This window comes from Paenibacillus sp. P4_A7, assembly GCF_056402455.1.
Genome location: NZ_JBFUHJ010000159.1, coordinates 1 through 11209 on the forward strand (window position 1 = coordinate 1; position 11209 = coordinate 11209).

Below are 11209 nucleotides of genomic sequence, written 5' to 3' on the forward strand. Positions count from 1 at the left end.
ACCTTTGACAGCGCCAAGCATCACACCCTTCACAAAATACTTTTGCAGCATAGGATATACGATTAGCATAGGCAGCGTCATGATCACAATACCTCCGGCTTTCACAGCCTCAGGTGACATATTCTCCAGATCCTCGGGTTGCAAGGCCATATTCTGAGTCAGCATACTCTGACTTTGCACCATCTGCTGAACGAATACGGTCAAATTCATCTTCTCCGCATCATTGATGAATATGAGGACGTTCTGGAAGGAGTTCCAGTAGCTCACCGCTAAAAATAAGCAAATCGTCGCTATTACGGGTAAGGACAACGGAAGAAATATTTGCGCAAGTAGACGCCATTCCCCACAGCCGTCAATGCGTGCAGACTCTTCAACCTCAGCCGGAATTCCCTCGAAATAGGAACGCATAAGCAATAGATTATAGGCACTAACCAATCCGGGCAGCCATAAGGACCAGTAAGAGTTGATCAGGTCAAGGTTTTTCATTAGAAGGAAAAATGGAATCAGTCCACCGCTGAACATCATCGTAAATATCATGGCCAGAGTAATATATTTGCGTCCGTAGCAGTATTTACGGGACAATGCATAAGCAGCAAGAGTCGTACATAGCAAGCTTAATGCCGTTCCAATTATCGTGATCTGCAAGCTGTTCAGAAAAGAGGGAATAACTCTTGAACCGAGAAACAATGTTTTATAAGCTTCTATATTGAAATGAATCGGCCACAGCCACACGAAACCTGAATCGATGGCTGCTGAGTCGCTGAACGAAACCGCGATAATATTGATTAACGGTATGAGACAGCTGACCGCAGCCAGCAGCAGAATGACATGAACTGAAGCGTGAAACCATTTTCCAGCGGTATTCTCTCTCACGTGCTCACTTCCTTTCCAGCCCGATTACCACAGACTGTGGTTAAATTTGCGGGCTATACTGTTTGTGGTCACCACCAGCACGAAGGCTACTAATGATTCGAATAATCCCATCGCAGCGGGAACACCGAATTCTCCCCCCTGAATTCCTGTCTTGAACGTATACGTGCTGATGACTTCCGAAATATCGGCAACTACCCGGTTCTGCATCACGTAGATGTGGTCGAAACTAACCTCCATGACACGTCCTACCGCAAGGATTAGCATCAAAATAATGGTAGGTCGGATGCCCGGGAGCGATATGTGCCACATCTGACGCCATTTGCCCGCACCGTCAATGGCGGTCGACTCGTACAAACCCGGGTCGATCGTCGTAAGCGCTGCCAAATAGATAATTGCAGAGAAGCCAGCTTCTTTCCAAATGTTTGAACTCAGGAACACCGCCGTCCAAGAGGCCGGATTGTAAAGGAAAGCATACCGCTCACCGAACAGCTTCTCGATAATGTCGTTCACCAAGCCAGAATCCTGAGAAAACAAAGTGATAAAGATGCCACCGACTATAACCCATGAGAGGAAATGGGGCAAATACAGCAAGGTTTGCACGATCTTTTTGAACCACATTTTCCGAACTTCATTCAGCATCAAAGCAAGCAATATCGGAAATGGAAATCCAATAAAACTAAGTAAACTCAGCATGAACGTATTTCGGATGATCCTCCATCCTTGCGGATTGTTAAACAAATAATCAAAATGTTTAAATCCAACCCATGGACTACCCCAAATTCCATCCCAAAAGCTATATTCCTTGAATGCAAGAACGATCCCACCCATGGGTATGTACTTGAATACGAGGAAACAAATTATAGCGGGTGCCAGCATGATATAGAGCGGAATGTTTTGCTTCAGAAACTTGCGGCTCCGCTTCTTCGTATCTCTAGTTCGATCCGACTTTTCCATTTCTAAAGCTGATTGTTTCGAAAATACTTGCATGAGACTTCACCTCCTATGTCGCTCTGCCGAGCGTTCTCTCGTGTGGTTGATCGTTTCTAATCCGTTCACAACCCAACACTACACCTAAGTCCACTAGCACGGCAATTCACATATTTAGACCCGATGCACAACTTCAATAATCAGCTCCAGACATGGGTTTATAGCGTTCCGAGCGCTGCTAATCTCTTCCTATGTGGTGCTTGGTGACATCTCATGCACAGTTTTCACACAAGACTCTAATTCAACAATTCCCTTACATATAGAGAATAAATGAAGGTGAAACCTATAATCACTCCTATACGGACAAAAAACGATCAAGCAGGGACTTTGTTCATCTTTCCCCCGACTCGATCGTTTTGGCTACTTTCGTATTAAGATTGCTGGAACTCCTTGCGGTAATCGCCAGGTGTTCGGCCAACTAATTTCTTAAATACACGGATAAATGAAAAGGTATGTGTATAGCCGACCCGACCTGCGATTTCCTKGATCGCCTCAGATGTTGTGACCAGTAAAGATTTGGCTTGTTCGATTCGTAAGCTAGCCAAATAATCAATAAATTTCTCACCAAATTCTTCTTTAAACAAGCGACTTAAATAATTTGGTGTCAACTTAAACCTCTCACTCAACATGACGAGCGAGAAGTCGGGATTGTTAAATTCGCTCTCAATATAAGCTTTCACTTGGTCAATCAACTCGTGCTGGCTCCGCTGCACACGAAGGTTATCCAGCCTCTGATGGGCATCCTCCAGAATACCATGCAGTTCTTTCTCCAATTCATCTACGGTGTCGAAGGTCACAATCCATTCGTTAATCGGATTCATTGCATATTCTCGCCAACATTCCAGATATTCCGCGGACAATCCCGACATTTCCTTGTAGAAATGAAATAATAGATAATTCATCAGATTCACAACTTGTTCCCGTGAAAATAGTTGTATGCGAATTTCCATAAACAGGGTGTTATAATGGCGTTCCCATTCGGCTTCGCCGATCCTGTAGGAATGGACCAGTTCACGAATATAAGGAAGGGACCGGAATATTTCTTCTCCCGACTTGTTATTGATATCCTTGAATTCAATGACACTGCTGACTCCGAACGTAGTTTTATAGCTAAGCGCTTCTAAAGCTTCTTCATAAGAGTTAGATACCTTATGAATGCCCGACACTTTCGTTCCAAGTCCACAGGTGATCGTTATCGCTGCGTTTTTCTGGATCCAATCCACCGTTTTGCGCATAATCTCTCCAAACGGGTCGCCGACTACAGTCTCGTTCGGCAGCTGGCAGACGACGCATAACCGATGTTTTTCGATCCATTCTGGACAGATCAGGATGCCCGCATTCTGATTCAATTCCTGAATCACGTTATCAATGATGAATTTAATTAAATATTGATCCTTATTATTGTAAGTAGAAGTAAAAGACGTATATTTGTCGATCTCGATAATGGACACCCTATATTGATCGTACGTCTCTTGAAATCCGAAACGCGATAACTCTTTCTCCCATTCGTCCTCCTGCCGAAGTTGCGTTCCGGCAAGCAACTCTTCTAACAAATATCGCCTGCGGTAGCTGAAATTCTCGTCGTTCTCTAGCCGATACTTGCCGAATTGTTCGAGCAGATGATCCAGCAGATTATCAATAATTTTAAATTCATCGTTCTTGACTTGTCCTAGTATATGCGGCCTCTGCAGTGGAACGGTTGAGAGCCTCTCCAAAAGCGACTCAATCGGCTTGTAGTTCTGCCGACTCACGTATACGATCCATAATCCACCACCAAGGACCGTGATGATGCCGATCACCATCCAGAAGGCATTAAGGTTCGATAGAAAACGAAAAACGATGCCGTCCACAAATCCGCTACGGATCGTCCAGCCTGTGTAGTCTGATTTCATGACAGTAAAATCTTCCTGATCTACGCTAACTCCTCCGTCTACGGTGTTGTCGCCAATGATATATTCGCCATTAGCATCAAGTAGGTGGAGATAACTAAATTTAGAACGAGCTACATTGCTGACAAGGGTGGAAAGCGTTCGCAATTTAATGTTAGCTACTAATATACCCTCCGTACCCAGCGGTAATGGCATCCGCATGACCAGTGACACAACGGGGGTTGTGATATCGGAGTTGTCGATATAATCGCGACCAATATTCCATCTGTTAGCAGGGGGAGCCGATATTAAATGGTTCAAGTATTGTTTATTAGAGAATTGATCTAGCCTCATCATCGACGTGTCACTTAAGACGATTTGATCACGGGCGCGATACAAATACACCGAATCAATCTCGCTGAAACTGTCTCGCAGCAGAATCAATTTCTTATAAACGTCGCGATCGTTTAGGTAACGGTTCTGAGATAATGGAGATGTACTGTAGAAATCGATCAAKGATTGGTCATCGAGAAATGTCTGAACGATATATTGTTCAACCGTTCGCAGCTTGGAATCGATATATTGCATGGTGTTTTCTGCGTAGATCTCGTTCGCTTTCAGCGCCTGCTGCTTGGACAATTCACTCATAGTGACAAAAAATATCCATAGCAATACAATAATAACAAGAATAAAAACAGGCAGATAAGCAAATACAAGGCGATTTCTCCACTTCTTCTTCATGTAAACCTCCCCTTTATTGGTACAAATTACAACTATACGAATGACATGTCAATACTCAATTAGGCGAATCATGCTCATTTAGACGCAAAAAAGATGACCCCCCGACGAATTCAGAGGTCATCTACTTGCTGGCTAAGTTCAGGCACTTTTTTATTGACTATCCATAAATGGGGTCACCGTTCAGCAAATAACTTAGTGACTCCGTTCGTATTCATTAAATTTCCAGTTCAAAGGCTGCCAAAGTATGAAGCTCCTCTTCACATTCCGCTGAACAGAACCCTTTGGTCTCCTCTTCGCATTTCTCGCAGCAAATATGTCGTTCATCACATACGTTGTCTGTACAGTTAATATAACGATCGGACGGCTCATTACAATGCTTGCAGGTTGCTATAATCCGATCTTCTTCCGTCTGATTAATGGTTACAGATATCCGGTCGTCAAACACATAACATTTTCCATCGAATAATCTGCCCTGTACTTCAGGGTCTTTCCCATAAGTAACAATACCGCCATCCAGCTGATAGACATCCTTAAAGCCTTGATCAAGTAATACACTGCTTAGTTTCTCACAACGAATACCACCCGTACAATACGTAAGAATCGGCTTATCTTTATGTTCACTTAAATTATCCAGCAGCCATTGTGGGAAATCCTTAAACGTTTCGACCTCTGGTTTGATCGCATTGCGGAAATGGCCGATATCAAATTCATAATCGTTTCTACCGTCAATAACGATAACATCGTCCCTTTGCAAATACTCAAAAAATTGCTTCGGCGCTAATCTTTGTCCCGTATTTTCAATATAATCTAGCGGTTTATTATAACGTAGAGTTACAATTTCTTGTCTATGCTTGACATGCATTTTTTTGAAGGCATGCCCCTCCGACGGGTCTATCTTGAAGGCAATATCAGAGAACAACGGATTACTGCGAAGATCGCTCATATATTGTTCCGTTTGCTCAATCGTTCCAGATACCGTTCCGTTTATGCCTTCATCAGCGATTAGAATCCGACCCTTAACACCCAAATCTTTGCAATAGGCCAGATGTTCAGCTGTCACCCGTTCGGAATTATCTATTTGTACAAACTTATAAAATAATAGTATTTGGTAATTATCCATTTTCATTACACTCCTCAAATATATGATCCTTTTACAAGCCCTTTTTTATTGTAAGTATACATTATTATATATTATAACATCACAAAAAAAGAAACTCTAAGTGTATATTGAAAATTAATCTAACAATATTGACCATGACAAAAAAGACCCGAGAGCATCCCCGGGCCTTCTGAGTCTAAATAAGCTAATTATGCGTTTCTTTCAATCGAGTCGCTTGAACTAATTTGTAGGCTAAATCCGGCATGACATGTGCTGCTCCAAGCAACAWCCGAGGCATAATCGGGACATTAAATAATGCTTGCAGCATTCGTCCCCATCGCAGTGGACGGTTAAAATCCCTTTGTAGTGCTTTCTTATATTGGTCTTCCCACATCTTTAGTGATATTTCACCTCGCAAATAGCGATGAGCAAGCGGCTCGCATAACTCAGCAGACCGCAGTGCCATCGACATCCCATCTCCGCATAGAGGCGCAATCATTTGTGCCGCATCGCCCACGTGAGCGATTACATCCCAAGCAATCGGCTTACGCTTCAAATCAACTGGCGCGACAGCAGCTTGACTCCCCTTCACTGCTTCAGCATGCGCAAGCTTTTGCTGCAGCTTTGGATTTCTACTGACAGCCGCTTCAATCAGTCCTAATATCGATTTATCCGCATCTTTAAAATCTTTTCGAATCAGAAGTGCTGCAACGTTAACTAATCCACCTTCGATTGGTGAAATGCCTAAGTATCCGCCTCGAAAAAAATATAGCTCTACAGTCGGGCCAATATCTACACCTGTAAAGTGGGATTTCACACCCATATATGTACGACTTGCGGCAACATTGTCATCAGTATGTTCGCCTAAAATGCCTGATCGGCGATTAGCCCCCCATGCTGCAATTGCAGCACGCGTAAAATAAGTTTTATTTTGTTGACCAGTCTTCGTTTCAATAATATAACCCTTATCCTTTGCATATACAGCAGTAACCGTTGTAGCCGTACACACCTGTACGCCAGATTTTATAGCTTCCTGATGAAGGGCAGAATCCAACACGTAACGACTCATCCCTAAGCCAATGCCAGGCAAAGCAATATCCATTGTGTCCCCTTCACTAGAGATCAAGCGCGTTTGACTTATTAAGCTAGGATGAAGGGAATCTACAAGTCCTCGCAATCCAAATGCGTTCAGCATACTTCTAGATTCCGGAGAAAAGAATTCCCCGCACACCTTATGCCTTGGAAAGTGCTGACGATCGAGCAATAGCGTTGACCAGCCCTTATCCACCAATGCTTTGGCTAGACAGCTGCCGGCGATTCCTGCTCCAATAATAGCTACATCATGGGTATGGGGAGGATTCATCTTGTTCAACTCCATATAGTGAGTTAGTCTTTTGGTTTCCCTATGACGACTGTATAACGAAATAAAGGCCTCCAAAAATAGCGGAAATCAGGTAAACTTAAAGCTCTCCTCAGCTGCTTCCAATCTTCCGGACGAAAGCCTTTCGCTACGGATAGAGGTCCGTCATTTAATATGTATCGGTTATTCGATATCATTCTCGCCGTAATCCAAACTGCGGACCATGCTATCCAGTGCCTATGTATATCATTTAAGACTATCCCTAGTCGGGACGCCTTCAGCATGCTGTTCACAACATTCGGAAGCTCATGCTCTGCAAAATGGTGTACAAACTGTGTTCCAGTAATCACATCAGCACTTGTCTCCGGCAATGTAAACAAATCACTTCTTAACACATGGATGCGAGGTTCGTTTTTAAAATATTTTTTGGCTTCTTCACAAGCCTCTTCTGTTATATCAACCAACGTAATGTTTATATCAATTTGATTCGTGTCCGCCCATCGGAGGAGACGCTTGTTTACATCCCCCGACCCTGAACCAATGTCTATAATAGAAAAACGTTGCGGTTTGCCCGCTTCCATCCACAGTTGCCTTATTCCATAAAGAGTAGGACCAGCGGCGCCAAAGATTCGATTCAGCCTGCGAAGATGACGCAGCGCTTCACTCAGCTCCTTGCCTCCTACAGACAAATCATCCATTAGCTCGGGCTCCTTTGCCCGTTGCTTCAGCTTTTTAAACACTTGCGCCACTTACAAGCTTTTCTTGAATAATAGGAGCAGGCATATAAGTGATCTTAATCATTTCTGCTGTAAGGCCAGGACCAAACGCTAGCGCTATGCCATTCTTAGATTGAGAATCACTGTTTCTTAGCTCCTGTCTCATCTCATTAAGTACGAATAAAATGGTGGCAGACGATACATTTCCATATTCGCGAAGAATGGTACGGCTAGGCTTTGTTTGCTCGTCTGTAAGCTTGAAAGTCTCTTGCAAAATATCAACAATTCCTTTCCCTCCTGGATGAATGGCCCATAGATCCAGATCAGTATGACCAAACTCCCCGCTGATCATACGTTCAATTTCTGCAGGAATGTACTTTCCTATCAGCTTCGGAATATCTGGGGAGAGATAAAGATCAAACCCATGATCACCTAGCTCCCAGACCATCTCTTCAGCAGCTTCCGGCAGAAGAACCGAATGGACTTGTCCTAATTGAAAAATCGGCAAATGCTTTTCGCTTGGAGAACCTATAACGCAAGCTGATGCACCATCCCCAAAAAATGAAGCAGCATATAAAGCTTCTCGATTGCTGGAGGGCTGAATATGTAACGTACAAAGCTCCACGCAGACAACTAAAACCTTCGCAGAYGGATCACTCGCTACGAGTTGACTTGACAAACAAACAGCCTTGAGACCTGCAGCACAACCTAGAAAGTTAAGCGGGATTCTGTTGACCGTTACAGCTAAGCCGAGTTGTCCTACTAGAGCAGCGTCCATGCCAGGTAGAAATTGTCCAGTACAGCTCACTGTTATGAGATGTGTAATATCAGCTGCTTCTACTCCGCTGTCCGATAAAGCCTTACGCGCAGCACGGAGTCCCAATGGAACCGATTCTCGTTTGTAGGTTTTCATTCGTTCGGTAGTTGTAGGCACCCCATCTATCGTTACTCTCGGAAAATAACGACAATTCTCCGCTGCTTCCAGAAGGTTAGGTTCACAGGTATAACGGTTTTCCACCCCGCATTGCTTAAATATTCGTTTTGCCCAGCGTGCGGAATCAGAGTTCCCACTTAACGCCTCCACTAATCGCTTTGAAGTATCGGCTTGATCCATTCGATAATTTGGGACAGCCGTCCCTATGCCTAACATTGCTATCATCGGAGCTGCTTGTTCTTTCATATCCTACATCCATCCTCTCAATTTACATCTTACTATTTAAAAGATCAGACAAGTTTCTACTATAAGCATTACTATTCGAATCTTTCATTTGTTATGACATGATGATAAAAATACTTAAAATCTGAGAAAAATGAATTCACTGCAACCTTTGCACTAAATGCTACGTCTCTACTCTTGGGAAATACAACCGACGAGGAGAATGTACATAATGAAGAAACGTTTTTTGGGTATTTTGTTGACGACTATTTTATTGGGGAACTTGCTTAGCGCGTGCTCCAGCAACGGAGAAGCAAATGGCAATAAGGAAGTGGCTAGCAATACACCCACTACGGAAGCAACGGCAACTCCGGATGTAACGCCAAGCAATAGTCCAGAAGCAACAGTAGCGCCAAGTGATCAAGCAACTGTAGCTCCAGACCCTACCAAAGCGCCTGCGCCAAGTGAAGAAGCAGCACCAAGCAAGAAGCCAGCAGTGACTAAAGAGCCTGCGGCTACCAAAAAACCTGCTACWACCCAGAAACCGGAATCAACCAAAAAACCAGAAGCAACAAAAAAACCAGTTCCTACTAAACAGCCAGAGCCTACCAAAAAACCTACTCCTACCAAAGCACCTGAAACGGTAACATTGCCGTCAGCAACGGAAATGTTGAAAAAGATACTCGAAGAAGTTGAACAGCCTTCGCTTATGGAAATGGATAGCGATATGATAAAAGATGCTTATTATATGGATATGAATTTACTTAGTGAATTTGCAGTCCGTGCGCCTATGATGAACGTTAAAACTAACGAGATTGCGATTTTCAAAGTTAAAAAAGAAAAAGATGTCGACACTGTAAAAACTGCTATCAAGAAACGCGCGGCAGACATCGCGAAGCAATTCGAAAATTATCTTCAAGACCAGTATGAGAACGCTAAAAACTACAAGATTGTTACAAATGGCAACTATGTTATGTTCATCATTTCAGAAAGTGCTGATGATTTAGAGAAAGAATTTGCTACCTTCTTCACGAAAAAATAATATCAAATGCAAAAATACCGATGAATGGCTCATCGGTATTTTTTAATGGGAAGAGTGTACTCCCCGTCGTATAACGTTCTCTTCACTCGCTTATTGCATTATCATAAAATCTGCATTGTTGAATTAATGCTTCGGTCGATACTGGTATGGAGAAACTCCCGTCCATCGTCTGAACTGTCTTGAGAAATGACTCAATGAAGCAAAACCAAGCTCCGTTGAGATCGCTTCTATCGTTAATTCGCTATCCAGAAGTAATTGCTTGGCATGATTCAGCTTGATCTGAGTCAAATATTGGCGCGGTGACATTCCGTACACTTGAGTAAAGATCTTATAGCAATGGCTTCTACTTAAATTTTGCTTTTTGGCAATGTCGGTGATCGCGCCTTTCGTATAAGACTTGTCTTGAAGCATCGCTTCCATGGCATGCGCTATATCGACCTGAAGGGTAGAGTTATGGCTCTCAATTTTGCTAATTACAGGCTTGCTGGAATTTAGAAGCACAACAACCTCTTTAATCATGAATAGCACAAGACTTTGAAACCATAGTTTGTTCAGGCCAGTTAAGTGTAGTGAGATCAGGTTCCCATTCCATCCTTGATTATCGGAACTTTGCAATTCCGACTGAAGAACTGTCTCTATTTCTTGCAAATAGGCAGTCAACCTTGTTTGTTGAACCATTTCCTTATTCATATGCTCATAAGCATTAGCTGTCAGCAGGCGTCGCAGTTCCTTGTCATCTATGTTGAAGTGTATATTAATAAAACTATATGGTTTCGTAGAATGGTTATAAGTATGGTGTTTAATTCCCGGTTTCAAAAGCAGTAAGTCTCCCGCATTTAAAGTAAATTCATGATCTTCCGCCGATTGCGTGACTTCACCTTCCCAACAATACAAAAGTTCAAATAGATGATGATGATGTCTGGGATAAGACCAATAAGGTGACTTGACACCAAATTGGCATCCTATTATCTGCAGTGTGTGGGTCATATTCGCTAATAAAATTTCTGTCTCCATCTGTCGCCTATCTCCTATCATACAATTATCAATGGATGTTTGGTTTATTATAGCACCCAATAAAAACAAATGGTCAAATTGATGGAGGTTTTGCCAATTGTCCCGACTCTCCCTAATTCTTATGATGGTAGAAGTAATATCAATTATTCATAAGGTGGGAAAAGAATGGGAACGTTCGATTATCGAGGCGATCGATTTATGCTGGATGGAAATCCAATGATTATTATTTCCGGGGCTATTCATTATTTTCGCGTAGTGCCTGAGTATTGGCGCGACCGTCTGCTTAAACTGAAAGCTTGCGGCTTTAATACGGTAGAAACTTATGTGGCATGGAACCTGCACGAACCTAGAGA

At 42.9% G+C, this 11209-nt stretch carries 10 protein-coding genes; 2 read left to right on the forward strand and 8 right to left on the reverse strand.

The window, feature by feature from the left end; translation table 11 throughout:
* The 7 genes from AC1DWN_RS18390 to AC1DWN_RS18420 all read right to left on the reverse strand — a co-directional run.
* On the reverse strand, nt 1-873 hold an 873-nt coding region (locus AC1DWN_RS18390; RefSeq protein WP_477560359.1), incomplete at its 3' end, for a carbohydrate ABC transporter permease.
* A gap of 24 nt (nt 874-897) precedes the next feature.
* The gene (locus AC1DWN_RS18395) at nt 898-1860 is read right to left on the reverse strand and encodes an ABC transporter permease (RefSeq protein WP_477560360.1); all 963 of its coding nucleotides are present in this window, start codon (nt 1858-1860) and stop codon (nt 898-900) included.
* 371 nt (nt 1861-2231) lie between these two features.
* Nucleotides 2232-4469 carry an AraC family transcriptional regulator gene (locus tag AC1DWN_RS18400; protein WP_477560361.1) on the reverse strand — a complete coding sequence of 746 codons (2238 nt, stop codon included), beginning with the start codon at nt 4467-4469 and terminating at the stop codon, nt 2232-2234.
* Between the two features lie 214 nt (nt 4470-4683).
* Nucleotides 4684-5595 (reverse strand): oxygen-dependent tRNA uridine(34) hydroxylase TrhO, encoded by a 912-nt coding sequence (trhO, locus tag AC1DWN_RS18405; RefSeq protein WP_477560362.1) that lies wholly within the window; start codon nt 5593-5595, stop codon nt 4684-4686.
* Nucleotides 5596-5773: 178 nt separating this feature from the next.
* Nucleotides 5774-6931, reverse strand: a complete 1158-nt coding sequence (locus tag AC1DWN_RS18410; RefSeq protein WP_477560363.1) for an NAD(P)/FAD-dependent oxidoreductase — start codon at nt 6929-6931, stop codon at nt 5774-5776.
* A gap of 23 nt (nt 6932-6954) precedes the next feature.
* The gene (locus AC1DWN_RS18415; protein ID WP_477560364.1) at nt 6955-7626 is read right to left on the reverse strand and encodes an SAM-dependent methyltransferase; all 672 of its coding nucleotides are present in this window, start codon (nt 7624-7626) and stop codon (nt 6955-6957) included.
* Between the two features lie 34 nt (nt 7627-7660).
* Nucleotides 7661-8824: a type III polyketide synthase gene (locus AC1DWN_RS18420; protein WP_477560365.1), complete on the reverse strand. Its 1164-nt coding sequence runs from the start codon at nt 8822-8824 to the stop codon at nt 7661-7663.
* 208 nt (nt 8825-9032) lie between these two features.
* Here AC1DWN_RS18420 and AC1DWN_RS18425 point away from each other — a divergent pair, with 208 nt between their 5' ends.
* Nucleotides 9033-9842: a DUF4358 domain-containing protein gene (locus tag AC1DWN_RS18425; RefSeq protein WP_477560366.1), complete on the forward strand. Its 810-nt coding sequence runs from the start codon at nt 9033-9035 to the stop codon at nt 9840-9842.
* 123 nt (nt 9843-9965) lie between these two features.
* Here the strand turns inward: AC1DWN_RS18425 and AC1DWN_RS18430 are convergent, their stop codons facing one another.
* The gene (locus AC1DWN_RS18430) at nt 9966-10856 is read right to left on the reverse strand and encodes an AraC family transcriptional regulator (protein ID WP_477560367.1); all 891 of its coding nucleotides are present in this window, start codon (nt 10854-10856) and stop codon (nt 9966-9968) included.
* A gap of 165 nt (nt 10857-11021) precedes the next feature.
* Between AC1DWN_RS18430 and AC1DWN_RS18435 the strand changes: the two genes are divergently transcribed.
* On the forward strand, nt 11022-11209 hold a 188-nt coding region (locus AC1DWN_RS18435), incomplete at its 3' end, for a beta-galactosidase (RefSeq protein WP_477560368.1).

Excerpts from the sequence above, each read along its gene's own strand:
- AC1DWN_RS18395 (WP_477560360.1), bottom strand. The coding sequence starts at position 1,860 with ATGCAAGTATTTTCGAAACAATCAGCTTTAGAAATGGAAAAGTCGGAT.
- trhO (WP_477560362.1), bottom strand. The coding sequence starts at position 5,595 with ATGAAAATGGATAATTACCAAATACTATTATTTTATAAGTTTGTACAA.
- AC1DWN_RS18415 (WP_477560364.1), bottom strand. The coding sequence starts at position 7,626 with ATGGATGATTTGTCTGTAGGAGGCAAGGAGCTGAGTGAAGCGCTGCGT.
- AC1DWN_RS18430 (WP_477560367.1), bottom strand. The coding sequence starts at position 10,856 with ATGGAGACAGAAATTTTATTAGCGAATATGACCCACACACTGCAGATA.